The following is a 24,969-nucleotide window of genomic DNA, read 5'->3' on the forward strand; positions in this document are numbered from 1 at the left end:
GAGGCTGGGAGCGCGGCATCAAACAGAAAGCGCTGGGCAGCGTGGACGGCTTGGCGATCACCTGTGAAATCGCACGGCTGGACCCACGCCCACTGCCAGACTTCGCTGCGACACTCGGAGGCCGGTGGCGCTTCGAAGAAGCACCACCGGTCGTCGTCAATGGCCAGGGAGAAGCGGCGCGGTACTCGATCCGTGCGATCCCGGACAGTGCTGCACGCGAAGAAACCTCGCCACGAGAGCGCGATGAATCACTGCCGCGACTCATTCGCGATATCGAAACACTTGGATTTGCCGAGCTCCCGTCCGTCGTCACCTGGCCTGAGCGACTGGGAGTGCTCGTCGCCACCCGGTTCGACACCCTGGGCGTTGACCTGGCGTTCAGCCATCACATCAGCGCCGTGACGATGGAACTGGAGTTCGCATCACCGACCGCATCACCGGCGACGGTCCTGTTCAGGTTGCAGAAGGACGCAGCCGTGGCCGACGAACAGGTCGGCGCCTGGGGTGCGTCGCTGGCGATGCGCTCCGATGCCGTAACCGACGACGACATCGCAAGTCTTTTCGCCGCGCTCCGAACATCGGTTGGTTAGCGCCTGCGTCCGTCAGCCCCATCAGCGCCGGTGACTGCCGAACGTCGTCCTCGTTGCAGCATCAACACACGGGACGACGTCCGGTTTGCCTCACGCCCCGTTACTTCGGGGGCATGCGGAGGGCGCCGTCGAGGCGGATGACCTCGCCGTTGAGGGCGGAGATTGTGGCGATGCTGTGCACCAGCTCGCCGAACTCGGCCGGGTTGCCCAACCGCTTGGGGAAGGGGATGCCCGCGCCCAGCGCCTCACGCGCCTCCTGGGGCAGCGTCGCCAGCATCGGGGTGTCGAAGGTCCCCGGCGCGATGGTGACGACGCGGATGCCCACGGCCGACAGGTCACGAGCGGCGGGCAGCGTGAGGGCCACGACCCCGCCCTTCGACGCCGAGTAGGCGAGCTGGCCGATCTGGCCGTCGAAGGCGGCGATCGACGCGGTGTTGACGATCACGCCGCGTTCGTTGTCGGCCAGCGGCTCGGTCTTGGAAATGGCCGACGCCGCCTGCGTCATGACGTTCACCGTGCCGACCAGGTTGATCTCGACGACGAAGCGGAAGGTGTCGAGGTCGTGGGGGCTGCCATCGCGGCCGATGGTGCGCATGGCCATGCCCACGCCTGCGCAGTTCACGGCGATGCGCAGCGGGCTGCTCTCGCCTGCCATGGCCACGGCCTCGGCCACCTCGGCGGGCTTGGTGACGTCGGCGGCCACAAACTTGGTGGCGCCCCCGAGCTCCTTGGCGAGCGCCTCGCCCTGCTCGGCGTTGCGGTCGAGGATGGTGACGTCGACGCCCGCACCGGCCAGGTGGCGCACGGTCGCCTCACCCAGTCCCGACGCGCCCCCGGTTACCAATGCGGCTGCTCCTGTGATCTGCATGACGGCAGATGCTAGGGGTCACCCCTCGTCGCGCTCGACTCGGGCGCCGACCTCGATGCGGCCCCCCACCACCACCCGAGCGTGCACCCCGAGGTTGAACCCGTGGTGGTCGCGCACGGCCCGGATGACATCGCGGTCGGCCGCCACGCCTGCGGGCTGCGAGCGACCGATCATCGAACAGCGGCTGGTGGCCTTGAACGGCTCGAGCACGACCTCGCCGACGCGCAGGCGGCCATCGATCCAGCCGTCCTCCACAAACCCGTCGTCGTCGACCTCCACCACCAGGTTGGGCCGGAAACGCCGCAGCTCCCACTGCTGCGCGGGAGCCACGGCGGCCATGGCCCGCAGCGACGCTATCGTCAACAGGTGCACGGGGGCGTCGTCGTGGAACGAGCCTTCCGGGCCGCTCCACTCCACCGGCTCGGACCCGTCGTCGAGGTGGTCGCAGCGTGCTTGGAAGGTGCCACGCGCGCTGCGGTCCGCCTCCTGCAACACAACGGGCCGGCCCAGCCACGCCGACAACGAAGCGTCGTCGCCGCGCTCGCCGTTCGGCAACGCCACCGCCACGGCGCCGTCGACGGTGCGGGCGAACGCATGGAGCAAGCGGGGCTCCTCCTTGGCGGAAAGCACCCGACCGGTGCTGGTGTCGAGCACACCGAAACAACGATCACCGACGACGCCACCGGTAGCCACCTCCACCCACCCGGGTCGTTCCCCTTGCATCGACTTCACGGGGTACCGGTGCACGCTGAGGATCCGCACAGGTGCGACGCTACCGGCCATGAGCGAGCAGGCCGACGACGAGCGGCTGCTGTCGCCGGGACGCCGGCCGCTGACCATCGGCCTGCTGCTGGTGGTGACGGGGATCGCCTTCGAGGCCTTGGCGACGGCCACCGTCATGCCGGAGGTGGCCAACGAGTTGCACGGGATCCGCCTGTACGGCTGGGCGTTCAGCGCCTTCATGTTGGCCATGCTCATGGGCGTGGCCATCGCCGGGCCGCTCGGCGACCGGCGAGGCCCGGCTGCGCCGTTCGCGGTGGGCCTCGTCCTCTTCGGCAGCGGACTGCTCGGCGCGGGCCTGGCGCCGTCGATGCCGCTGCTCGTCGTGGCCCGAGCCGTGCAAGGCGCCGGTGGCGGCGTCGTCTTCGCCATGGCGTACGTCGCCATGGCCATGGCCTATCCGCCCGCTGCGCGCGGACGTTTGTTTGCGGTGTTGTCGTCGGCCTGGGTCGTGCCCGGCATCGTCGGGCCTGCGGTGGGCGGGGCGGTGGCCGAGCAGTTCGGCTGGCGGGCCGTGTTCTTCGGGCTCGTACCCGTCCTCCCCGTCGCCGGTGCGTTGACGCTGCCGTCGCTGCGCCGCCACCAGCCGGTCCCCAACGACGAGGGCCACGACGCGCTCCCCGTCCTCGATGCCGTGCGCCTGGCCGGTGGTGCGGGCCTGGTGCTCGGCGGGTTGGCAGCCGACAACCGCTTGGCCGGGCTCGTCGCCGTGGTCATCGGCTTGGTGCTGGCGTTGCCGGCATTCCTGCGGTTGGTGCCGCCCGGCACCCTGCGCGGTGCGGGCCCGCTGCCTGCCGCCGTCGCCTCGCGCGGGTTGTTGTCGTTCGCCTTCTTCGGCGCCGAAGCCTTCGTGCCGTTGGCCCTGACGTCACTGCGGGGCTGGACGACCACGGAGGCCGGCGTGTCGCTCACCCTCGCCGCCCTGACGTGGGCCACGGGCGCGTGGGTGCAGTCGCGCAAAGGCACGGCGTGGGGGCGCAGGCGCACGGTCGGCGCAGGCTTCGTGCTCGTCGGCATCGGCGTGGCGGCCATGGCCACGATCCTGGTGCCCGCCGTTCCTGCCCTCGTCGCCCCGTTGGCCTGGGCCGTGGCGGGCCTCGGCATGGGACTGGCCTCGCCGACGACGAGCTTGATCGTGCTCGAAGAAGCGCCACCCGGCCGCGTCGGCCGTTCGTCGGCGGCGTTGCAGTTGACCGACACGCTCGGGGCAGGCTTGGGCACCGGCTTGGGCGGCGCCGCCCTGTCGATCGCCGTGGCCGAGGGCTGGAGCCGCCGCCTCGGCATCGGCGTGGCGGACGGGCTGGCGGTGGTCGCCGTCGTGGTGGGCGTGCTCGCCTCCCGGCAACTTCGCGGCCCGCACGACACCGGCGAGGCGAACGACAGCCGGTAACGCATGTCACCCGCGATCCGGGTTACACGAACTTCGTGATGCACCAACGCGGGCAACCTGCGTATGCCCGCTCCCGTCCCCTCCGTTCTCGCCACGAACGTGCTCGGCAGCCGCCGGGCCGTCACGAACAAGGGGGATTCGCATGCTCCGCCGCATCGCCACCATGGCGCTCGTCCTCGGCTCGGCGGCCGCTCTGCTCGTCGGAGGTGCGACGTACGCACCGTTCACCGACGACGCCGAGGGGGCCGGCCCAGTGGGCGCCGGCAATGTCAACGTCAGCATCAACGGCACCGACAGCGCCACCTTCGCCTTCGACAGCGACGAGTGCTCGAACATGGCACCCGGGATCGACTGCGTGGTGCCCTTCGACGCGAGCGCGGGGTCGAGCAGCCTGTCGGCCACGTGGACCACGACGATCACCGAGGACGGCGACGAAGCACTCGACGGACTGCCCGACGGCTGCTTCACCGAGGAGGTCAGCGTGCCGGTCGGCGATGCCGAACAAGGCGACGCCGACGCCGACCACGACCCCGGTGACTCGCACGACGGGACGCTCACCGTGCGCATCGCCGACGACAACCGGTGCCAGTCGGCGGCCACCGGCATCCTCGTCAAGGTCGTGGCCACCCAGTCGCCGAGCCCTCACAACTAGCCGTGCGACGTTCTCTCGTCCTCGCGCTGGCGGTCGGCCTTGCCGCCGTTCCCGCCGTCGGGTCTGCGGCCGGCCCGAGCCCCAACCTCACCCTGCTGTCGCCGTCGGCCGACTCGGTGGCTGCCCGGGTGGTGGAGGTGCGGTGGTCGTACGCCGGCTTCCATCGCACCACCCCCGTCGACGTCGAAGTGCGGCGGGGCACCGACGCCTTCACCCGCGTCGGTCGCGTGCCGATCGACGACGGCACGCCGGGTTACTACGGCTCGCTGTCGTGGTCGACGGGCGATTTCGACGACGGCACCGACTACACGGTGCGGGTCATCGCACCTACCAACAAGCGGGTGAGCTCGTCGGCGTCTCCAGTGAGCGTCGACAACAGCGGGCCCACCACCACGATCACCGTGCCCGACCCGCCTGTGTCGGTCCTGGCCGACGTGACGGGTACCGCCGTCGATGCCGTCTCTGCGGTGTCGACGGTGACCGTGCAGTTCGTCGCCCCTGACGGGTCGAGGACGCAACGGGTGGCGTCGTGCACCGGGTGCGGCACGTCGACGTCGGTGACGTGGGCGGCGTCCACTGCCGGCCTCGCCCCTGCCTCGTACGAGGTGCGGGCATGGGCGGTCGACATGGTCGGCAATGTGGGGCCGACAGCGACGGCGACGATGGCGATCGTCGGTACGCCGTCGCCGCCGGAGGTCACACCCCCGGAGGTCACACCACCGGAGGTGACAGTGCCCGACGCAACAGTGCCGGAGCCGACCGTGCCGGAGCCGACAGTGCCCGATGGGGTACCGCCCACGGTGCCCACCGATCCGGCGTCGACAGTTCCGCCGGTCACCGTGCCGGTGGCCGTGCCGACGCTGTGAGCGGCCGCGACCTGCGCCGGGTGGGCACCTACCTGGCGCAGGTCGCCGTCACCGCCCTTGCGGTGGCGGCGGCGTGCCTGCTCGTTGTGCCCAAAGCGCTCGGGTGGCACGGGGTGCTGGTCCTCAGCGGGAGCATGGAACCGACGCTGCAGTCGGGCGGCGTGGCCTTCGTCGACCCGGTGCGGCCCGAGGCCGTGCACGTGGGCGACGTCATCACCTTCCAGCGCCCCGGCGGGTGGCAGGTGACCCACCGCGTCGTCGAGGTGACAGCCACCACGGACGGCCCGCGCTTTCGCACCAAGGGCGACGCCAACGACGTGGCCGACGCCTGGGTAGTGGGGTCGAAGGCGCTGGTCGGCAAGGTGCGTTATGCGTTTCCCGGCGCAGCGGGCGTCGTGGGGTTGCTCGTGGGCAACACCCAGCTGCTCGGCGTGTTGATGTTGATCCCCGCGGCCTACTTGGTGGTCGGCGAAGTGCGCCCGTCGCGGCGGCGCCTACGGGTGCGTGGCGCGGACGGGTGATGCGGGGGCCGGCGACTGCGGGGGCTCGGCGTGGCCTGCGACCCGGCAGCACCCACGGCCTGCGGCCTTGGCCTCGTACATGGCGCCGTCGGCCCTGAGGAGCAGGTCTTCCATCGTCGTGCCGGGCTCCCCGAGGGCGATGCCTGCGCTGGCGCCGACGACGACTTGCGTGCCCCTGATGGTGAAGGGGGCGGCCATGGCGCTGAGCAAGCGCTCGGCTACGTACCGGGCTTCGGCTTCGCCGACGATCTCCTCGACGAGGACCGCGAACTCGTCGCCGCCGATGCGCGCTGCCGTGTCCGACGGCCGCACCAAGGCGCGGATGCGCTCGGCCACGAGGACGAGGAGTTGGTCACCACCGGCGTGGCCGAGGCTGTCGTTGACGTCCTTGAAGCCGTCGAGGTCGATGTAGACGACGGCCAGCGACATCGGGCGCCGCGAGGTGCGGGCGATGCCGTGCGCCACCCGGTCGTGGAACAAGCGGCGGTTGGGGAGGCGGGTCAGCGAGTCCTGCATGGCCTGTTCCTCGTTGAGCTTCCAGGCGACCACGCTGGCGACGCTGGCGGCGAGGACGAAGACGCCGTGGATCAAGGCCCACCGGAGCGGCTGGGCCACCGCCGCGGGGTGGTTGTAGACGGCGCTCGGGGTCAACGTCCCGAGCACGCCGTGGTGGAGCACGACGAAGCCGATGGCCAGGAGGAACGGCTGCCAGTCTTGGTACAGGGTCAAGATGCCGACCATCACAAAGAAGTGGAAGTGCATCTCGATGGTGCCGTTCGACAGGTGCACGAGCACGGCCGAGGCGACCACGAGGCCGAGAGCGGTGACGGCGGACGCGAAGGCACGGCGGGCGGTGCACGCCCAGGACACCACAGCGAAGGCGCCGACGATGGCAGCTTCGAGGGCGCTGTGCAGCGGGCCTTCACCGAGGGAGAGCCCGAGGATGAAGAGGCCGACGACGTGGGCCCGCAAGAGGAACGAGAGCGTGCGGTGGCGGACTCGCCAGACCTCCTCGGGCAACGAGTGGCCCTTGGGGAGGAAGTCGAAGGCGACTCTTCGCCATCGCCTGAGGATCGTGCTCAAAACGCCACCTTCCCGCGCGGTGCGCAACTCTCCCCCTCTCGTCTATCGGCACGCGGGCGACACGGAATGAGCTTTTTGCGCGTCGGGGGCAAAAGGCCGATCGTCGTCGCCCTGCGGGGGCAGGGTGAGGACGACGCGTAGGGTGGACGGGCGTGGAGCCGAACCAGTGAAACGCACCCTCTTCGAAGACGAGCACGAGCAGTTCCGGGCCAGCGTCGCCGCATTTCTGGAGAAGGAGGCAGTCCCCCACTTCCTCGACTGGGAGCGGGCGGGCCTTGTCGACCGCGAGCTGTTCCGGAAGGCCGGGGCGCTCGGGTTCCTGGGCATGTCGGTGCCCGAGGAGTACGGCGGGGGCGGCGTCGACGACTTCCGCTACAACCTGGTGCTGATCGAAGAGGCGCAGCGACTCGGCCTCGGCGGCGCCGGGCTGGGCCTGACCCTGCACAACGACATCTGCCTGCCGTATTTCCTTTCGTTGTGCAACGAGGAGCAGAAGCAGCGCTGGCTGCCCGGCATCTGCTCGGGCGAGCTCGTCACCGCCATCGCCATGACCGAGCCGGGCATCGGCTCCGACTTGGCGTCGATGCGCACCAGCGCGGTGCGCGACGGCGACGACTACGTGCTCAACGGCTCGAAGACCTTCATCACCAACGGCATCAACGCCGACCTGGTCATCGTGGCGGCCAAGACCGACCCGTCGCAGAAGCACCGGGGCATGTCGCTGTTCGTCGTCGAGCGGGGGATGCCGGGCTTCGAACGAGGGCGCAACCTGGAGAAGATCGGCCTCCACTCGCAGGACACGGCCGAGTTGTTCTTCACCGACGTGCGGGTCCCGGCCGCCAACCGATTGGGCGACGAAGGCACGGGGTTCTTCAACCTGGTGCACAACCTCCCGCAGGAGCGGCTGTCGATCGCTGCGGCTGGCGTGGCCGCGGCGCGCGCCGCACTCGCCTGGACGATCGAGTACTGCCGGGAGCGCAAGGCGTTCGGCCAGCCGATCGGGTCGTTCCAGAACTCGAAGTTCGTGCTGGCCGAGTGCGAGACGGAGACGCGGATCGGCCAGGAGTTCGTCGACCGCTGCGTGGTCGCCCTCAATGACGGCGAGCTCACGGCGGAGGAAGCGGCCATGGCGAAGTGGTGGTCGACCGAGCTCCAGAAGCGGGTCGTCGACCGCTGCGTGCAACTGCACGGCGGCTACGGCTACATGCTCGAGTACCCCATCGCCCGCGCCTACGCAGACGCTCGTGTGACGACGATCTACGGCGGTACCACCGAGGTCATGAAGGAGATCATCGGCCGCTCGCTCGGCTTCTGAGCGGTGTAGTCGCCTCGCTCACCGGCGTTGGGACTGGGGGCCCGCCCTGCCCGCCGGCCCCCAGCGGTCAACTGCCCGAAGGCGCCCCAGATGGCGTGAAGTCCTGTTCCCAGAACTCGTTTTCTGCACGGGCAGGGTCCTCACCGCGCGCCATCTCACGGGCACGCAGCTCGACGCGTCGGATCTTGCCGGAGATCGTCTTGGGCAACTCCGCGAACTCGATGCGACGAATGCGCTTGTAGGGCGCCAGGCGAGCACGGCAGTGAGCGAGGATGCTCTCGGCAACCTTCATCTCTGGTCGTCGACCATCGGCGAGCACCACGAATGCCTTGGGGACGGCGTTGCGCCGGCGGTCAGGGCTCGGGACGACCGCGGCCTCTGCGACGGCCGGGTGCTCTACCAGCACGCTCTCCAATTCGAAGGGGCTGAGCCGGTAGTCGGACGCCTTGAACACATCGTCCATCCGCCCGACGTAGGTGATGTAGCCCTCGGCGTCGCGAGTCGCCGCGTCACCGGTGTGGAAGTAGCCGTCCCGCGTCACCTCCGCCGTCTTCGCCGGATCGTCGCGGTACCCGGCCATGATGCCGACGGGCGCTTCCGCCAACGCCACGCACACCTCGCCCTCGTCGGCCGGGTTGCCGTCGGCGTCGAGGATCACGACGTCGTAGCCGGGCAGCGGCCGGCCCATCGACCCCGCCTTCACGGGCTGTCCGGGCGTGTTGCCGACAAGCGCGGTGGTCTCCGTCTGCCCGAAGAAGTCCCGGATCGTCACACCCCAGGCGCGCTCCACCTGCTCGATGACCTCGGGGTTGAGCGGCTCGCCGGCGCTCAGCGCCTCTCGAATGCGCACAGGGTGCGATGCCAGGTCCTGCTGAACCAGCATGCGCCACACCGTCGGCGGCGCGCAGAACGTCGTGACCTGCTGGTCGACGAGCACATCGAGCAACGGGGCTGGTTCGAAGCGCGCGTAGTCGAAGGCGAGGAGCGTCGCCTCCGCGGTCCACGGCACGAAGAACGAGCTCCATGCGTGCTTGGCCCAGCCTGGCGAGCTGATGTTGAGGTGGACGTCGCCGGGCTGGAGGCCGAGGGCGTACAACGTCGTCAAGTGGCCGACCGGGTAGCTCGTATGGGTGTGCAACACGAGCTTCGGCGTGGCCGTGGTGCCCGACGTGAAGTACAGGAGCAGCGGGTCGTCGCCGCTGGTGGGCCCGTCGGGTTCGAAGCCTTCAGCGTGCTCGGCACTCGCAGCGAACGACACCCACCCGTCGACCGGCTCGCCCACGGCCACGCGGACGGGAGGCGCCCATTCCGGCGCAAAGCGCTCGGCCAGCTCGGCGGCAACGACGGCAGCGCGCACGCCGCCTCGCGTCACCCGGTCGGCAAGGTCGGAGGCGGCCAGCAGCGTCGATGCCGGGATGACGACCGCGCCCAACTTCATGGCGGCGAGCATCGTTTCCCACAGCGCAACGGTGTTGCCCAGTGAGACGAGTACGGCGTCGCCCCGCCCCACACCGAGCGAGCGCAGGAAAGCAGCCACCTGGTCAGAACGTGCGGAGAGCTCGCCGTACGTCCGTCGCTGGGTCGCGCCTGCCTCGGACGCCACGATCAACGCCACTCGGTCCCGCGGCGGGACGACGTCGAAAAAGTCGAGCGCCCAGTTGAAGCGTTCGAGCCGTGGCCATCGGAAACCGTCAGCCGCGGCGACGTAATCGGCGCGCTTCGCCAACAATCCGTCGCGAGCCTGCAGGTAGGCGTCCAGTTCGCTCATCGTGCCTCCTCGTCGTAGTCAGGCAGGGCGCCGCCCAGCCACGCTCGCCCCTCGGCATAGAGGGCCTCGACCTCGGGACCTGTAAGCCCTGCGCAGTTCGTGCTCGGGTCGAGACCGGCCCGCACCTGTACATAGGCGAGGTGTCGATACCCCTCGGGGAAACGACCCAGAAGCTCCTCGTCGAGCTGCGGGGCCGAGCCGCGCAGGGGATCGAGACGGTCACGTTCGTAGATGCCGCGACGGACGACGATCGCCCACCGCCCGTCCTTCCTCTCCAACAGGTCGTGGAACCGTGCGGTGCACGAGATGTCGCACTCGACCCCCTCGACGACCGCCCGCTGGCTGATCGTCACCTTGGTCTGGGCCACAGCCCGCTCGCCTTCGATGTCGACGGCGCTACCACCGAGCTCGTGCCACACACGCAGACCCCGGTCGAAGGCGGCGCAACTGCGGTCGACGAACTCGTCGCCCGTGCCGTCGAACCAGGTCGTCGTCATGCGACCACCGGGGTGCCACAGCGACCGCAACCGCTCCCACTCGCCGGCGTCGCGCCACACCACCCAGCGCTCGACGATGTCGCGCACCGCTACAGCTTGGAGAGCAAGGTCCATTGGCCCTACTGTAATTGACAACGTTGCCATTCAGGCCGTCGTCCGGCCTAGGCTTTGTCCGTGACCACTAAGTGCCTGGCCCTGTGGAGCGTCCGGAACCACCTCGCTGCCGACCTCGAAGGAACCATCGCCAAGGTCGCGGCCCTCGGCTTCGAAGGGGTGGAACCGCTGTGCCATGCCGGCAAGTCGGTGCCACTGCCGCCGCCGATCGGGCCGATGATCGACGCTGCACCTGTTGTGGACCCTCACCACCTTCGGCGGGTGCTCGACGACCACGGGCTCGTGGTGACCAGCGCCCACACCTTCCTGCCCGAAGGCGCGTACGCCGACGCGGTGCTCGACGAACAAGAGGTGCTCGGCAACCAGCTGCTCGTGCTCACGGCTCCCTTCTTCGTCCCCGGCTTCGACCTCGAGGCCATCACCACCTCCGACGGGGTGAAGCGCCTTGCCGACCGGATCAACGCCGCCGTCGAGGTGACGGCGGCGCGCGGCATGCGAATCGGCTACCACAACCACACATGGGAGATGGAGACGACAATCGAGGGTCGCACCGCCTACGACCTCCTCTTCTCCATGCTCGACCCCGCTGTCTTCGCCGAGGTCGACCTGTACTGGGCCACCTTGGGCGGCGCCGACCCGACGGCGGTGATCGAGTCGCTCGACGCGCGGACGCTGCTGCTCCACCTCAAGGACGGCCCGGCAGAACCAGGACTGCCGCAAACCCCCCTCGGCACGGGAACGGTCGACCTGCGCTCCGCGCTTCGGGCGGCGACCCATGCGGTCGCCCACATCGTGGAACTGGACGACGCCGAGGGCGACGCCTTCGACGTTGTGGCCGCCGGCCTCCGTTATCTCCGTGACGAGGGCACTGTCGAGGTATGACCGAACCCTGCGTATCCCTCGACGTCGTCGCCGACGGCGTGACCCGCATCACCCTCGACCGGCCCACCACGCTGAACGCCATGACCGTCGACCTGGTCGTCGAACTGCACCGGGCCCTTGACCGCGTCGCCGCCGACGCCTCGTGCCGTGTCGTGATCCTCACCGGGGCGGGCCGCGGCTTCTGCTCGGGGCTCGACCTGAACGGCTTCGGGGTCGTGCCGGGCACGGAACAGCAAGGCGCAGTGCCCCGGAGCCTCGCCGTGCAGCAGGCCATCGCCGAGCTCGTGCCCCATCTGCGCCGCGTTCCCCAACCGGTGATCGCCGCGGTGAACGGCCCGGCCGCCGGCGGGGGGTTCGCGTTGGTGCTCGGCTCCGACATCCGCCTCGCCGCTCGCTCGGCGACGTTCAGCGCCGCCTTCATCCGAATCGGTGTCTCCGCCTGCGACATCGGTACCTCGTGGCTGCTTCCCCGCCTCATCGGCGCCGCTCGCGCCCAAGAGCTCATGCTCACCGGGCGGCTCTTCGAGGCCGAGGAGGCTGCCCGCATCGGGCTCGTGACCGATGTCGTCGACGACGACCGGCTGCTCGACCGTGCCCTCGCGCATGCCGAGCTCCTCATGGCCAACGCGCCGATGGCCGTGCGGATGACCAAACGAGTGATGTGGTCGGCGCTGGAGGTTCCCGGCCAACAGGCCGCCCTCGACCTCGAGAACCACACGCAGGTGATGCTCCTGGCGACCGCGGACCACCACGAGGCGATCCGCGCCCGCCAGGAGCGCCGAGCTGCCGACTACGTCGACGGCTGAGCGGCTGCCAGTCGGTCGAAGATGGGCTTGATGCCGCGAGCGAAGCCCACCGGGTCGGACCCGTACCCCAAGTGGTCGCCGGCGAGTTCCACGAACTCGATCCCCAGCTCGTCGGCCACAACCTTGCCCGTGCGGTTGTAGTACGCGTCACCGGTGTCGAGTCCGCCTGCGATAGCCATGGGTACGCGAGCGGCCCGCAGCGCCTCGTAGTCGGGTACGAAGCTTGAGATGGCCCGCATCTCGTAGCGCATGAAGAACTCGATGTTCGCCTGCATGCGCGCGACCAGCTCGGCAATCTCGGGGCCCAGCACCGGCACCGCTCCTGCGTCGGCTTCGCTTGTGTCGGCATCGCCTCCCGTCCGTGCCGTCGAACCCAGTCCTGCATGTTCCATGAACCGGATGTAGGCCTCCATGACCTGGTCCTTCTCGAGCAATGCATCGAGTTCGTCGTGAAAGGCGAGCAACTCGGCAGCCTCGGGAAGGATGCGCAACACAGGTGCCTCATGGGCGACCAGCCCGACCACTCGACTCGGGTGTCGGGCCACGAGGTCGAAGCCGATGACCGCACCGGCGCTGCTGCCGAACGCGAGGGCGGCGTCGAAGCCGTTGGCGTCGAGGACCGCTACGGCATCCGCGCTCTGCTCCTCGGGCCGCAACGTCGTAGGAGGACCGTGCAGCGGGCTTCGCGAGTTGCCGCGCCGGTCGTAGGTGAGGACCGTGTAGTCGGCGGCCAGGACATCGGCGAGGAACGTGTAGACGCCCGCGTCGCCTCCCCCGCCGGAGATGAGCAGCAGGGCCGGGCCGTCGCCGCGCCGCTCGAAGTAGATGTCGGCCCCGTCGCTCTTGGCCAGGCCGGTCTCGATCATCGCCATGCGTCCGCCCCCTTGAACGGGAAGTGCTCGCCTTCTACATAGGCGGGCTTCGGTTGGTACTCGTTGACCCCGGGGTCGCCGCGGAAGTGGAGGGCGCTCACGAACGGCCCGCCGTCGTCGGTCAGGATCTTGGTGCTCGTGGGGATGTACCGGATCGTCAGCCCGCAACGCCGCTTGGGCGAGTTGTTCGGCTTCGAGCTGTGGAGGATGTTCGGGTGGTGGACCTCGCAGTCACCGGGCTTCAGCTCGATGTCGACGGCGGTGCTCTCGTCGAACTCTGCCGTCGTCTCAGACTGGAACACGTTGTCGGTGTCCTGGCGGATCCGAAACTCGTGAGCCGGGAGTGTGTGCGAACCCGGAATCACCCGAAGGCACCCGTTCTCTGTCGTCGCCTCGTCCACCGCGAGCCAGATGCTGACGACCTCCATCGGCTCCAAGGGCCAGTAGGCGGCGTCCTGATGCCAGAGCACGGCTTGCCCGTCGAAAGGCGGCTTGGAGATGTAGTGCGACGCGAACAGCGCCAGGTCCGGGCCGACGAAGAGCTCGGCGATGTCGAGCAGCCGATCGTCGCTCACCAGCCGCACCCAGAACGGATCCTCCTTGACCAGCCATTGGCCGAGGTGTTCGGGCCGAACGTCGGGGTTGCGCGCTTGCACCCAGTCGATGTGTGCGGCGGCCTCAGCCATGAGGTCAGCGTCGAGCACGTTGCGGAAGATCGCATAGCCGTCGCGGTCGAACTTGGCGAGCGTGTCGTCTCGGGTGGTCGTGGGGGTCGACATGGAACTCATCGTCACACGTCGCTGACGAGCCGGCTTCAACGGGTGCTGCACATAGTTGTACTGTTTTGACCTGTGTTGGTCCGCCTGGGCTTCACCGACGTGGCTGCGGGGAAGCCATACCATGCCGCTTTGGTGGTGATGGGTGGATCGCGTGAGTCCCGAGTCGACTCCCACACCCATCTCGATTTCTACGAGCTGATGGTGGTCGTGGCCGGTAGCGGCACGCATCGCGCCGGGACCGATGTCTACGCATTGGAACAGGGCGATGTCGTCGTCGTACGCCCGCACGACGTGCACACGATCCTTGCCCCTCCCAACGGCAACCTGCACTTTGTGAACATCGCGATTCCAGCGGCCACATGGTCGAGCGTGCTCGCCGTCGGGGGCCTCCCGGCGTCGCTCTGGGACCGGGAGCGCAGTCCCGTGCACGTGCGGCTCGGCGCGGGCGACGTCGCGACAGCGGTGGCCGCCGCATTGGAAGCAGTCGGCCAGTACCACGCCCGACCTGACCCGCTTGACGTGCTCCGCCTGTTGGGAACCGTGCTCCCGGCTCTCGTACACCGTCCGGACGATCGCGGGCCGATCGCACCCGACTGGCTGGTACGAGCCTGCGCGGCAATGGAACAACCGGACGAGATGCGCGTCGGCGTGCCTCGGTTCGTCGATCTCGCAGGCGTGAGCCATGCCCACCTCGACCGCTCGATGCGAACGCACTTCGGCACCACGCCCACCGACTTCGTCAACGAGTTGCGCCTCCAACGCGCGGCCCGACTGCTCGTCACCACGGCAGTCCCCGTGGGCACCATCGCCACCGAATGCGGCTTCAGCACGATCTCGTACTTCTGTCGGCGGTTCCGGGAGCGCTTCGGCCGGTCGGCTCGTGACTTCCGAAACGAAACCCGTCGGGCCGCTGCGCCCGGCGTCTGACGTTCGAATGACAACGTTAGACTTCGAGTGGTGCGAGCTCTCCGTCTTCTGGGCGACAAACACCTCGACGTCTACGAGGTACCCGACCCGGAGCCCGGTCCTGCCGACGTCGTCGTCCGGCTGACCCGTGCTGCCGTGTGTGGCACCGACATCCACCTCTACCGCGCCCCTGCCGACATCGTGCCGCCCGTCGTCCCCGGCCACGAACCGGTCGGTGTCGTCGAGCATGCGGGGGACGCCGCGCCCGTTGCGCTGCTCGGCACCCGGGTGCTGGTCGCAGGCGTCGTGGGGTGCGGCGGGTGCGCGATGTGCCGATCGGGCGTCAACAACGCGTGCGCCCAGGCCGTGGCGATGGGCCTCAGCCGTGACGGCGCCGATGCGACCCATGTGGTCGTCCCGTGGACGAACGTGGTGGCCCTCCCCGACGAGCTGTCGTGCGACGCAGCCGCCGTGCTCACGTGTGCGGGTGGCACGGCGTACACCGTGATGCGCGAATGCGGCGTCACCGGTGAGGACCAAGTCGCCGTGCTCGGGCTGGGCCCCGTCGGGCTCAGTCTTGTCATCCTCGCCACATCGATGGGCGCCACCGTCGTGGGGTCCGACCCGGTGGCAGCACGGCGCCGACAGGCGCTCGACCTGGGGGCCGCAGCCGTGGTCGACCCCAGCACGGGCGACGCCGCCGAGCTGCTTCAAGCGGCCACCAGTGGCCGCGGCTACGACGTCGTGGCCGAGTGCGTGGGCCGAGCCGAGACGCAGAAGCTCGCCTTGGCTGTGGTCGCCATGCGGGGGCGGGTGGCGATGGCGGGATTGGGGGACGAGCCCGTCACCGTCAACTGGATGCGTGACGTCTTGGCGCGACACGCCCGCGTCGTCGGCATCTCCGCCACGCCGATCGCCTACTTCCCCGCACTGGTCGAGCGCGCCGCCCGGCTGCGGCTGCCGTTCGAGCGGCTGGTGACGCACCGTTTCCCGTTGGAGCAGGCCGTCGAGGCCTTCGCGGTCATGGAGTCGGGCGACTGCGGCAAGGTCGTCTTCGACTTCGCCTGCAGTTAGACCGCCCGACCTGGGTTGAGAATGCCGTTCGGGTCGAGCGCCCGCTTGAGATCCTGGTGCACTGCCGTCCTCACGGGGTCGATCTCCAGCGGCAGGAGCGAGTGCTTCAGCGAGCCGACGCCGTGCTCGCCGGTGACCGTCCCCCCCAGCGACACTGCCGCGTTGACCACCGCCTCGAAGGCGGTACGAGCCCGCTGGCAGGAACCGGCGTCGTTGCGGTCGTACACGATCGTCGGGTGGAGGTTGCCGTCGCCGGCGTGACCGAAAGTGGCGACGATCACCCCGTGCTCGTCGGCGACCTGCTCACACGCGGACACGAGCGACGCAACCGCCGAGCGCGGCACGCTGACATCGTCGAGCACCGTGGCGCCCAGTCGCTCGAGGGCGGGATAGGCGAGACGGCGCGCCATGAGGAGCTGTTCCCCCTCGTCGGGGTCGTCGGTGGCCACTTCGTAGAGCGCGCCGTGGTCGCGGCACAGCTCTGCGACCGCGTCGAGCTCTCGGCGTCGAGCGTCCGGCGTCGGGGCGTCACTCTGCGCGAGCACCAACGCCGCGGCGTCGCGGTCGAGCTCCATGCGCTTCCAGTCGTCGACGGCCCGTACGGTGGTCCGGTCCATGATCTCCAACATCGACGGGACGACCCGGCGGACGACAGCCACCACCGCGGCGCCTGCTTGGGCCAAGGTCGGGAACACGGCCACGAGCGTGGCGCGAGGCGGTGGTGCGGGCGCCAGGCGCAGCGTCGCCTCGGTGACGACGCCGAGCGTGCCCTCCGAACCGACGAGTAGGCCGGTGAGGTCGTAGCCGGCGACGGACTTCACCGTACGGCCACCGGTGCGCACGACCCGCCCGTCACCGAGGACAGCCTCGAGCCCGAGCACCCAGTGGCGGGTGGTGCCGTACTTCAAGCAGCAGAGGCCGCCTGCGTTCGTGGCGATGTTTCCGCCGAGGCTGGAGAAAGCCGCGCTGGCGGGGTCGGGCGGATACCAGAGGCCCTCCTCCGCGACGGTCGCCTTCAACGTGCCGTTGAGCACGCCCGGTTGCACGACCGCGACCAGGTCGTCCGGCGCCACGTCGAGCACCGCGTCCATGCGATCGAGTGACAGCACGATGCATCCCTCGATGGCGGTGGCCCCTCCGCTCAGGCCGGAGCCCGCACCCCTGGGCACGATCGGCACCCGGTAGCGGTTCGCCGCCCGCACGATCCGGACTACCTCGTCGGTGGTGCGCGGCCGCACGAGCACCGACGGCATGCCCGGCTCGGCCCACGTCGACTGGTCATGCCGGAAGGCCTCGAACACGTCGGGGTCGGTCACCACGGACGACGCATCGAGCGTCGCCCGCAGTTCTTCGACGTGCGACATGCCTCAGGCGCCGAAGACGGGAGCCCGCTTTTCGACGAAGGCTCGCAGCCCCTCCTCGAAGTCGGGGCCCTGCATGCACTTCACCTGGGTGGCGAGCTCCATCTCCACCACCGCCTCCAACTTGTCGACCTCGACAGCGCGGTACAGCGTTTCCTTCGTCTTGCGCAGTGCCAACGGCGCGACCCGGAGCATGTCGTCGATCAAAGGTTGGGCCGTCATCTCCAGATCCGCGTCGGGAACCACGTCGGAGACGAGGCCCAGTCGCAGCGCGCGGGAAGCATCGATAAACCGACCCGTGAACATCAGTTCTGCCGCCACCGACATGCCGAGCTCACGCGGCAGGAAGTAGCTCATGCCGAGCTCGCAGCCGGACACGCCGAGCGTGACGAAGGCGTCGTTCATCCGGGCCGACTCACCGGCGATGCGGATGTCGGCGGCGAGAGCCAGGGCGAAGCCCCCGCCACATGCCGCCCCGTGCACCAAGGCGATCACCGGCTGGGGCAACCGTCGGAGGCCGACGACGATCTCGGCCAGTCTCTCGGCGAGGCCGTCGTCGTTGCCCTCCATGCGTGCGCCGATGTCGAGGCCGGCGCAAAAGGCGCGACCCGCCCCTCGAAGCACGACGACGCGCACAGACGTGTCGGTCCGTAGGGCCTCGACTCGTCCTGCCAGCTCCCGGCCGAAGGTGCCGTCCATGGCGTTCAGTCGCGTCGGCCGATTGAACGTGATCCACTCGACTGCCCCTCGCCGCTCGACGACAAGCGTCTCGTACTCGGTCACGCGTCGGCCTTTCTCGGCGCCAGGTACCCGGGGTCGATCAGTTGCCCGTGGACGACGAGGTTGTGCGTGTGGCAGAGCTGGTGCAGAGCAAACGCGGTTTGCATGGCGCTCGGCCGCCCTTGGGCGTCCTGTGCGGCATTGACCGCCTCTTTCGCCGTCTTGAGGGCGAAGAGCGGCTTGGCTGCGATGCGCGACGCAAGGGCGAGGGTGAATGCCGGCAGCTCTTGGCGCGGCACGACGTGGTTGACCATCCCGACGCGCAACGCATCGGCCGCCGTCAGCTCGTCGGAGGTGAAGAGCATCTCTTTGGCCTTCCGGGCCCCGACCTCCCACGGATGGTGGAAGAACTCCGCACCGGCGACGCCCATCGCCACGGTGTTGTCGGCAAAGGTGGCGTCGTCCGAAGCCACCACGAGGTCGCACGGCCATACGAGCATGAGGCCGCCCGCGATCACCTTGCCGTGCACCTGGGCAATGGTCGGCTTGGGCAGGTTGCGCCAGCGCTCGGAGAACCCGAGGTAGATCTCCTTCTCGATCCCCATCCGCCCCTCGGCCCCGGCGCAACCAAAGCCGCACCACGTCCCCACGGTGCGGTGTTCTCCGATGACGGCGACCGGGTCCTCGTACAGGTCATGGCCTGCCGAGAAGTGCGGTCCGTTGGCGGCGAGGATCACCACCCGCACGTCGTCGTCGGCCGCGGCGCGGTCGAACGCCGCGTTCAGGTCGTAGAGCAACTGCACGTTCTGGGCGTTGCGCACCTCGGGGCGGTCGAGCGTCAGACGAGCAACTCCGTCAGCCGGCGTGTCGTAGACGACGGTCATCAGTTCTCCTTGGGGGTGACGGGCGCGGCCGACGACTCGACGAGGGCGCGAATGTCGACGCCCAGCGGCCTGCCGAGCGCGTCGTAGTGCCCGTTGGCAAAGCAGACAGCGCCGTTCATGGCCGTGATGTCGTCGAGCTTGGCAACGAAGTCCTCGACTTCGACCTCCCCACGCGGGTCGAAGCGGAGGCCCGGGCCTTGCACGACCTGCACTCGCGAGAAGTGACCGGCGAACGCCGAGATCACCTCGCCGTTCAGCTCGCAGGACTCGTGGGCAAGGTGCAGCACGGCGGGAGCCACCAAGGCGGGGCGCCAGGTTCGAGAGCCCGGCTTGGCGAACCGCTCCTGCGACATCCGGGTCTCGGCCGCCGGAGCAACGCAGTTCACCCGCACCCCGCACTCCTCCCCCTCCGCCGCCAACGCCCGGGCCAAGCCGTACACGCCGGCCTTGGCCGTGCCGTACGCGGCGTTTTGCGGGGCTCCCCAGAAACCGAGCGCCGAAACCGTCATCACCACCCGGCCGTACCCCTGTGCCCGCATGTGGGGCCACGCGGCGCGCGTGGTGAAGAGGGCCCCGTAGAGGTGGGTGTCGAGCACGGCGAGGAACTCGTCGACCGGTTGTTCGGCGAAGCGCCCGGTGCGCGAGATGCCGGCGTTGTTCACGAGGATGTCGATACGGCCGAAGGCGTCGAGCGCGGTCTGCACGATGGCCTGCGCCTGGTCGGGGTCGGCCACGCTGTGGTGGTCGGCGACGGCGCTGCCTCCGGCGGCTTCGATGGCGCCCGCCACCTCGTCTGCCGGCCGCTCACCGTCGATGCCGCCGTCGAGGGCGACGCCGAGGTCGTTCACGACGACAGAGGCGCCGCGCGCGGCGAGCGCCTCGGCGTAGCAGCGGCCCAACCCGCGCCCTGCGCCGGTGACGACAGCGACTTGGCCGTCGAAGCGAATCACCCAGCCACCCTGCGGCCCACCAGCCATCGCGTACAGGAGGGTTCTCCCCCTCTATAGAGGCGAAGCTGTTTCCAGCCAGTGGACGAGTCCGAGCCGCGACGTGACCCCGACCTTCACGTAGATGCGCGTGAGGTTCGCCTCGACGGTCTTCTTGCTCATCGACAGCACCGCGGCGATCTCCCGGTTGCGGCTGCCTTGTTGTACCAACCTGGCAATCTGAAGCTCGACGTCGGTCAGCACATCGGAACGTGGTCGCCGGTAACGCGGGACCTTCATCCCCCGTCGCCTGAGCTCGCGGACGACGCGATGGCGCCACGGGTCGGCGTCGAGTTGCCGGAACCTGCGGTACGCCTCGGCGAAGTTCGCCTCGCTGTCGACGTCGAGCTCGGCGAGGGCGAAGTGAACGGTCGCCTCGACGAACACGTCGCCCAGCGCTCGTGCCGCGCCGAGCGCATCGGCCAACACGTCGGCGTCGCCGGTAGCGGTGCCGTACACCGCACGCGCCGTGACGCGTTCGTGGTTGTCGGCTGCCTCGGGATCGTGGCAGGCGAACTCGGCAACGAGGGCAGCAGAGCGATCCGGTCGTCCGGCGGCCAGTTCAACCTCCGCCAGCCGCGTGGCGAGCAAGCACCGGCCTTTGGCGAACGCCGCCTGCGGTAGTGCGGCTTCGATCACCGAGCGGGCCGAATCGAGGTCGCCGGTGAGCAAGTCGACCCCACCCGCGGCCCACGCGCGGAAGACATCGACGGCAGGCGACGGGGCGTGCTCTCCGAGGACGCGTCTGGCGTGAGCCCACTGCCCTCGCTTGGCGAGGATGTCGGCCTTGAACGCGCCGAGGAGCGCGAGATGCGTATACGACTGTGAGTCCTCCAACTCGTCGGCGATGTGGTCGACGGTCGCCAGCGCACCGTCCCAATCCCCTTTGACGTAGCCGTGGAGCATGCGCGCCAGCGCCGCTTCGGCGCGGAAGAGGGTCCAGCCCGACGCGGACATGAGTGCTTCCGTGCGGTTCAGGAAGTCGGCCACGCGCGCCTCGTCGCCTCGCTCGGCGGCCAGGTAGGCGACGTTGGCGTAGGCAGTCAGTTGCGACGGCAGCGGCGCGGCGGCGGCGACCTCGATCAACTGCGCGACCACAGGTTCGACCGACCGATGTCGGTGGAGCAGTGAGTGCACGTGGGCGACGTGCACAAGCGTGGCGATGCGGTCTGCGGGCGGCGGCTCTGCAGTCGCGAGGCGTTCCTCGATCGCCTTGGTGATGGTCACGGCGTCGTCGACTCGACCGAGATAGACGAGGAGGTGGGCACGCAGGGCCCCCAGGCGGAGGTCTCCCGCGTCGACACCGGTCTCTTCGAGCAAGGCGACCGCTTCCGACGCGGCCCCGACGGCGTTAAGGGCTTCGGCCACCAGTCCGACGGTGCGTGCACGCTCGGCACCGGGTGCGAGCACTCGAAGGGCCTCGAGCCCCGTCGCGCTCGCCTCCGCCGGCCGCCCGGCCAGGAACTGTGCTCGTGCCAGACGGGAAGACACCGACGCCCTGTCGGGCTCGTCCTCCGCCATGATCGACAGCGCCCGCTCGTATCGAGGGATCGACGAGCGGGGGGCCGCGCCCGACAGCAAGTCGCCGGCCGCCACGAGGGCAAGCGCGGCACCGCGGTCGCCGTAGACGGCGGTCTCCGCCTTGTGTACGGCCAACTCGAGCACCACCGCCGCCGAGCGGGGCCGAGCGGCGAGCCAGTCGGCCACCGCCAGGTGCCACTCCCAACGCCGGGCAGGAGGGATGCCGTGGTACAGGGCCTCCCGGAGCAGTTGGTGCGAGAAGCCGAAGGCCTCGTCGTCGAGCGGGACGAGCACGCCGCGCGCGACGAGGGTGTCGAAGGCGCGTGACGCGTCAGCGCGGTACAGGCCCGCCAGGTCGGCCACCAAGTCCAGTCGGTCGAGGCGGGCGGTGCCGAGAAGTGCCGTCACCTGGGCCACGGCACGCACGTCGTCGCCGACCCGCAGCACGCGTCGAACCAGCGCTCCTCGGCGGTCGCTCGGTAGTCGGCGCGATCCACCTCGCAGCCGGCAACGGCCGTCCGCCTTCTCCAAAAGCCCCGACTCGTCCCAGCCGAGGACCGCTTCGCGAGCGAAGAGCGGGTTTCCTTGCGTTTGGGCGCCCAACTCTTCGATCAGTGACTCGTCGGGCACGCATCCCAGCAGTGTCTCGACCAAGGGTCGTAGCTCCCCGCTCGACAGCGGCGCCAGCCTCACCACCGTGAGCAGTTCGTCGCGGCGCAACCGGTCGAGCAGGGCGACGAACGCCGGGTGCGGTTCGCCCTCAGGGGTACGGACGGTTGCCACCAGCACGAGTGGAAACCGCGCCGGGCGCCGCAGCAGCAGCGAGATGAGTGCAACCGTGTCCGCGTCGGCCACGCCCGGATCGTCCATCACCAGGAAGACGGGGTCGTAGGTGCGCAGGACGGCGAGGTAACGCACCGCGGCCGCATGCACGTTGGCAACCGTCGTCGCCGAGCCGAGTTCGAGAGCCTCGGCAAGTTCGGTCCGAAGCGATGCCACCTCCTCCCCGGCCCGGGCGGGCGCCGACGCCAAGGCGTTGGCGAAGGCTGCGTACGGCAGACCACCCTCGATGGGGTCGGCGCGAGCGAAGAGCACGCTGCCGAGCGACCGCACGTCGTCGGCCAGCTCGCGCAAGAGCACCGATTTGCCGATCCCCGCCTCCCCTTCGAGGATCACTGCGCCACCGACACCGTGCGCCGCCTGCTCGACGGCACGCATGGCGGCGTCTCGCTCTGCTGTTCGCCCGATCAGCGACACGTGATGGCTTGCCTCCGACAGCGAGGATACCGATGCCCTGGTGTCATCCCTTCGGCATGTCTCGAAACGGCATCTTGGCGTCGGCGCCGGGCTCACGAGGCAGGCCGAGCACCTGCTCGGCGATGATCTTGCGCTGGATCTCGTCGGTGCCCCCTGCGACGCGGAGGCCAGGCACCGCGGTGACGAACCGCGACCATGCGAACGTGCCCCACTCGCCGGTGTCCGCAGCAAGCCGCGGACCGAGAACGGTGCCGACGAAGTCGGCGACGGCCCGGAGGTTCTCGGTGAGCGCCAGCTTCGAACCCGACAGCTCCGGCCCCGGCGCCTGCCCCGCCTTCACCTTCGCCATGGCGCGTCGGTTGTTAAGTGCCGCAACCCGGAACCCGATGTAGACACGAGCGAGCTTCTGGCGCAGCAGGGGATCGTGCTCGACGCCGAAGTGGCGGAGCATCTCCATCAGCCACGTCGCATCGGTGACGCCTTGGAGGGCCGCTCCCTCCGTGCTGCCGACCCCTACCGATGCCCGCTCGTTGGACAGCGTGGTGAGAGCAACCGACCAGCCGTCGTCGACGGCCCCGAGACGGTGGTCGTCGGGAATGCGGACGTTGTCGAGGAAAACCTCGTTGAACGAAGTGCCGCCGTTCATCTGCTTGATCGGCCGTACCGTCACCCCCGGGGCGTGCATGTCGACGAGGAATGCCGTGATGCCCCGGTGCTTGGGCCTCCCGACGTCCGTGCGGCAGAGGATCTCGCCGATGTCGGCGACGTGCGCGCTCGACGTCCACACCTTCTGCCCGTTCACCACCCACTCGTCGCCGTCACGTTCCGCCCGGCAGGCCAGCGCGGCCAGGTCCGACCCTGCGCTCGGCTCGCTGAACAGCTGACAGCCGATGACGTCACCGCGGTGCATGGCTGTGAGGTAGCGGCCCTTGGCGACCTCGGTGCCGTGAGCCAGGATCGTCGGCGCCACCATGCCCAAGCCCACGACGTAGACGGTCTGGTCGGGCACGACGAACTGCGACTCCACCGCCGCGTAGACGCGCTCGTGGGCCTGGGTCAGCCCACGGCCACCGAACTCGGGCGGCCCGCCGATCCAGCCGAGCCCTGCCTCGAAGCGCTTGGCCCGCCACGCCTTCGCTTCCGCCAGCCGGCGCTGTTCGTCTTCGGCATCACCGCCGAAGTCGCCGAACATCACCGCCGCCTCGAGCCCTTCGCCCCACACGAAGGGCGCTCCCTCGGCCTGGCGCGGGGCATTGGCCTCGAAGAACGCCACGCACTCCCGCTCGAACTCCTCGAGCGCGGACGGGATCAATTGCGCGGCACCTCCCGCCACGAACGATCACGGTCGACGCGCACGTCGCCCGGCAACCCGAGGACCCGCTCACCGAGGATGTTCCGCATCACCTCGGACGTGCCACCCTCGATGGAGTTCGCGCGCGCGCGGAGGAACGCACGGGGCAGGTCGTCGAAGATCTCGTGGCCACGCGGCCGTTGTTCCATCTCGTAGCTGCCGTACAACGTGCCCGCAGGCCCGAGCACGTCGAGGCAGAACTCGGTGATGCGCTGGTTGAGCAGGGCGCCGACGAGCTTGCCGATCGAGCCTTCGGGACCCGGCACCCCGCTGTTGCGGCCCGCCGCGGCGCGCAATGCCGTAAGGCGCAGGCACTCCGCCTCCACCCATAGTCCCGCCAGACGATCACGCAGCACGGGCGACTTGTCGCCTGCCTTGCGCCACGCCTCGACGGCAACCCCGATCATCCCGCCGCCACGTGGCTGCACGATCCCGCCGATCGCCACGCGCTCGTTCATAAGGGTGGTGAGCATCACCGTCCAGCCCTCCCCCACGTCACCCAAGCGCTCGCTGTCGGGAACCCGGGCGTCGGAGAAGAAGACCTCGTTGAACTCCGCATCACCGGTGATCTGACGCAGGGGGCGGATCTCGACGCCGGAAGCGTGCATGTCCATGACGAAGTAGGTCATGCCCTTGTGCTTCGGCTGGTCGGGGTCGGTGCGGGCGGCGAGCATCCCCCAACGGGCGACGTGGGCAACCGAGGTCCACACCTTCTGGCCGTTGACGACCCACTCGTCGCCGTCGCGGGTCGCCGTGGTGGCAAGCGCGGCGACGTCGGAACCGGCACCCGGCTCGCTGAAGAGCTGGCACCAGATCTCCTCGCCCGTGAAGAGAGGGCGGAGGTACCGGCGTTTCTGCTCCTCGCTGCCGTGCGTCATTACCACGGGAGCGCCCATGCCGAGGCCGATCATCGACACGACAGGTGTTGTCGGTGCACCGGCGTCGCGGAGCAGTTCGTCGACCACCACCTGGTCCCCGGGGTCGAGCCCGAGCCCGCCGTGCCCCTCCGGAAAGTGCACCCACGCCAGGCCCGCGTCGAACTGCGCACCGAGGAACCGGCGCGGGTCCACCTCCGTGGGCGGGTGCTCCGCGAGCAGTCGTTCGACTCGCGGGGCCAACATCGCGC

Annotated in this window: 24 protein-coding genes; 10 read left to right on the forward strand and 14 right to left on the reverse strand. The window is 69.5% G+C overall.

Features of this window, described 5'->3' with window-relative positions:
• The first annotated feature begins 41 nt into the window (after window positions 1-41).
• The gene (locus tag VM938_05305; protein ID HVF74445.1) at window positions 42-590 is read left to right on the forward strand and encodes a hypothetical protein; all 549 of its coding nucleotides are present in this window, start codon (window positions 42-44) and stop codon (window positions 588-590) included.
• Window positions 591-690: 100 nt separating this feature from the next.
• Here VM938_05305 and VM938_05310 read toward each other — a convergent pair whose 3' ends face one another.
• A complete protein-coding gene (locus VM938_05310) occupies window positions 691-1,458 on the reverse strand; it encodes an SDR family NAD(P)-dependent oxidoreductase (GenBank protein HVF74446.1) in 768 nt (255 codons plus the stop codon).
• 18 nt (window positions 1,459-1,476) lie between these two features.
• On the reverse strand, window positions 1,477-2,220 hold the full coding sequence (locus VM938_05315) for an MOSC N-terminal beta barrel domain-containing protein (GenBank protein HVF74447.1): 744 nt from the start codon (window positions 2,218-2,220) through the stop codon (window positions 1,477-1,479).
• A gap of 19 nt (window positions 2,221-2,239) precedes the next feature.
• Here VM938_05315 and VM938_05320 point away from each other — a divergent pair, with 19 nt between their 5' ends.
• The 4 genes from VM938_05320 to VM938_05335 all read left to right on the forward strand — a co-directional run bounded on the left by VM938_05320 (window position 2,240) and on the right by VM938_05335 (window position 5,667).
• Window positions 2,240-3,628: an MFS transporter gene (locus tag VM938_05320; GenBank protein ID HVF74448.1), complete on the forward strand. Its 1,389-nt coding sequence runs from the start codon at window positions 2,240-2,242 to the stop codon at window positions 3,626-3,628.
• Between the two features lie 142 nt (window positions 3,629-3,770).
• Window positions 3,771-4,280: a SipW-dependent-type signal peptide-containing protein gene (locus tag VM938_05325; protein ID HVF74449.1), complete on the forward strand. Its 510-nt coding sequence runs from the start codon at window positions 3,771-3,773 to the stop codon at window positions 4,278-4,280.
• Between the two features lie 2 nt (window positions 4,281-4,282).
• The gene (locus VM938_05330) at window positions 4,283-5,146 is read left to right on the forward strand and encodes a hypothetical protein (protein ID HVF74450.1); all 864 of its coding nucleotides are present in this window, start codon (window positions 4,283-4,285) and stop codon (window positions 5,144-5,146) included.
• Window positions 5,143-5,667, forward strand: a complete 525-nt coding sequence (locus tag VM938_05335; protein ID HVF74451.1) for a signal peptidase I — start codon at window positions 5,143-5,145, stop codon at window positions 5,665-5,667. Before VM938_05330 ends, VM938_05335 begins: the two co-directional genes overlap by 4 nt.
• On the opposite strand, the gene VM938_05340 is transcribed toward VM938_05335, so the two are convergent.
• The gene (locus VM938_05340) at window positions 5,641-6,750 is read right to left on the reverse strand and encodes a GGDEF domain-containing protein (protein ID HVF74452.1); all 1,110 of its coding nucleotides are present in this window, start codon (window positions 6,748-6,750) and stop codon (window positions 5,641-5,643) included. The genes VM938_05335 and VM938_05340 overlap by 27 nt on opposite strands.
• Window positions 6,751-6,916: 166 nt before the next feature.
• Between VM938_05340 and VM938_05345 the strand changes: the two genes are divergently transcribed.
• Window positions 6,917-8,065: an acyl-CoA dehydrogenase family protein gene (locus tag VM938_05345; protein ID HVF74453.1), complete on the forward strand. Its 1,149-nt coding sequence runs from the start codon at window positions 6,917-6,919 to the stop codon at window positions 8,063-8,065.
• 67 nt (window positions 8,066-8,132) lie between these two features.
• Here VM938_05345 and VM938_05350 read toward each other — a convergent pair whose 3' ends face one another.
• Both VM938_05350 and VM938_05355 read right to left on the reverse strand, forming a co-directional pair.
• Window positions 8,133-9,833, reverse strand: a complete 1,701-nt coding sequence (locus VM938_05350; GenBank protein ID HVF74454.1) for an AMP-binding protein — start codon at window positions 9,831-9,833, stop codon at window positions 8,133-8,135.
• On the reverse strand, window positions 9,830-10,444 hold the full coding sequence (locus tag VM938_05355; GenBank protein ID HVF74455.1) for a nuclear transport factor 2 family protein: 615 nt from the start codon (window positions 10,442-10,444) through the stop codon (window positions 9,830-9,832). Before VM938_05355 ends, VM938_05350 begins: the two co-directional genes overlap by 4 nt.
• A 60-nt stretch (window positions 10,445-10,504) precedes the next feature.
• On the opposite strand from VM938_05355, the gene VM938_05360 reads away from it, so the two are divergent.
• Together VM938_05360 and VM938_05365 are read left to right on the forward strand one after the other, a co-directional pair.
• Entirely contained in the window at window positions 10,505-11,326 is an 822-nt protein-coding gene (locus VM938_05360; protein ID HVF74456.1) for a sugar phosphate isomerase/epimerase, read from the forward strand.
• On the forward strand, window positions 11,323-12,132 hold the full coding sequence (locus tag VM938_05365) for an enoyl-CoA hydratase-related protein (GenBank protein HVF74457.1): 810 nt from the start codon (window positions 11,323-11,325) through the stop codon (window positions 12,130-12,132). The genes VM938_05360 and VM938_05365 overlap by 4 nt, the downstream gene beginning before the upstream one ends.
• Here VM938_05365 and VM938_05370 read toward each other — a convergent pair.
• A complete protein-coding gene (locus tag VM938_05370; protein ID HVF74458.1) occupies window positions 12,117-13,004 on the reverse strand; it encodes an alpha/beta hydrolase in 888 nt (295 codons plus the stop codon). The genes VM938_05365 and VM938_05370 overlap by 16 nt on opposite strands.
• Window positions 12,995-13,783, reverse strand: a complete 789-nt coding sequence (locus VM938_05375; GenBank protein HVF74459.1) for a phytanoyl-CoA dioxygenase family protein — start codon at window positions 13,781-13,783, stop codon at window positions 12,995-12,997. The genes VM938_05370 and VM938_05375 overlap by 10 nt, the downstream gene beginning before the upstream one ends.
• A 72-nt stretch (window positions 13,784-13,855) precedes the next feature.
• Between VM938_05375 and VM938_05380 the strand changes: the two genes are divergently transcribed.
• The gene (locus VM938_05380; protein ID HVF74460.1) at window positions 13,856-14,710 is read left to right on the forward strand and encodes an AraC family transcriptional regulator; all 855 of its coding nucleotides are present in this window, start codon (window positions 13,856-13,858) and stop codon (window positions 14,708-14,710) included.
• Window positions 14,711-14,740: 30 nt separating this feature from the next.
• Window positions 14,741-15,763 (forward strand): zinc-binding dehydrogenase, encoded by a 1,023-nt coding sequence (locus tag VM938_05385; GenBank protein ID HVF74461.1) that lies wholly within the window; start codon window positions 14,741-14,743, stop codon window positions 15,761-15,763.
• Here VM938_05385 and VM938_05390 read toward each other — a convergent pair.
• Genes VM938_05390 through VM938_05420 form a run of 7 tightly spaced genes read right to left on the reverse strand, consistent with a single transcriptional unit; the run spans window position 15,760 to window position 24,964 of the window.
• On the reverse strand, window positions 15,760-17,127 hold the full coding sequence (locus VM938_05390) for an FAD-linked oxidase C-terminal domain-containing protein (protein ID HVF74462.1): 1,368 nt from the start codon (window positions 17,125-17,127) through the stop codon (window positions 15,760-15,762). The two genes, VM938_05385 and VM938_05390, sit on opposite strands and share 4 nt — an antisense overlap.
• A 3-nt stretch (window positions 17,128-17,130) precedes the next feature.
• Window positions 17,131-17,907, reverse strand: a complete 777-nt coding sequence (locus tag VM938_05395; protein ID HVF74463.1) for an enoyl-CoA hydratase-related protein — start codon at window positions 17,905-17,907, stop codon at window positions 17,131-17,133.
• The gene (locus VM938_05400; protein ID HVF74464.1) at window positions 17,904-18,728 is read right to left on the reverse strand and encodes an enoyl-CoA hydratase; all 825 of its coding nucleotides are present in this window, start codon (window positions 18,726-18,728) and stop codon (window positions 17,904-17,906) included. Before VM938_05400 ends, VM938_05395 begins: the two co-directional genes overlap by 4 nt.
• Window positions 18,728-19,678, reverse strand: coding sequence for an SDR family NAD(P)-dependent oxidoreductase (locus VM938_05405; GenBank protein ID HVF74465.1), 951 nt, complete (start codon window positions 19,676-19,678; stop codon window positions 18,728-18,730). The genes VM938_05400 and VM938_05405 overlap by 1 nt, the downstream gene beginning before the upstream one ends.
• A gap of 51 nt (window positions 19,679-19,729) precedes the next feature.
• Window positions 19,730-22,588, reverse strand: coding sequence for an AAA family ATPase (locus VM938_05410; GenBank protein HVF74466.1), 2,859 nt, complete (start codon window positions 22,586-22,588; stop codon window positions 19,730-19,732).
• Window positions 22,536-23,804, reverse strand: coding sequence for an acyl-CoA dehydrogenase family protein (locus tag VM938_05415; GenBank protein HVF74467.1), 1,269 nt, complete (start codon window positions 23,802-23,804; stop codon window positions 22,536-22,538). The genes VM938_05410 and VM938_05415 overlap by 53 nt, the downstream gene beginning before the upstream one ends.
• The gene (locus tag VM938_05420) at window positions 23,801-24,964 is read right to left on the reverse strand and encodes an acyl-CoA dehydrogenase family protein (GenBank protein ID HVF74468.1); all 1,164 of its coding nucleotides are present in this window, start codon (window positions 24,962-24,964) and stop codon (window positions 23,801-23,803) included. Before VM938_05420 ends, VM938_05415 begins: the two co-directional genes overlap by 4 nt.
• Window positions 24,965-24,969 lie beyond the last annotated feature (5 nt).

This window comes from Acidimicrobiales bacterium, assembly GCA_035536915.1.
In the GTDB taxonomy this organism is placed as follows: domain Bacteria; phylum Actinomycetota; class Acidimicrobiia; order Acidimicrobiales; family JAHWLA01; genus JAHWLA01.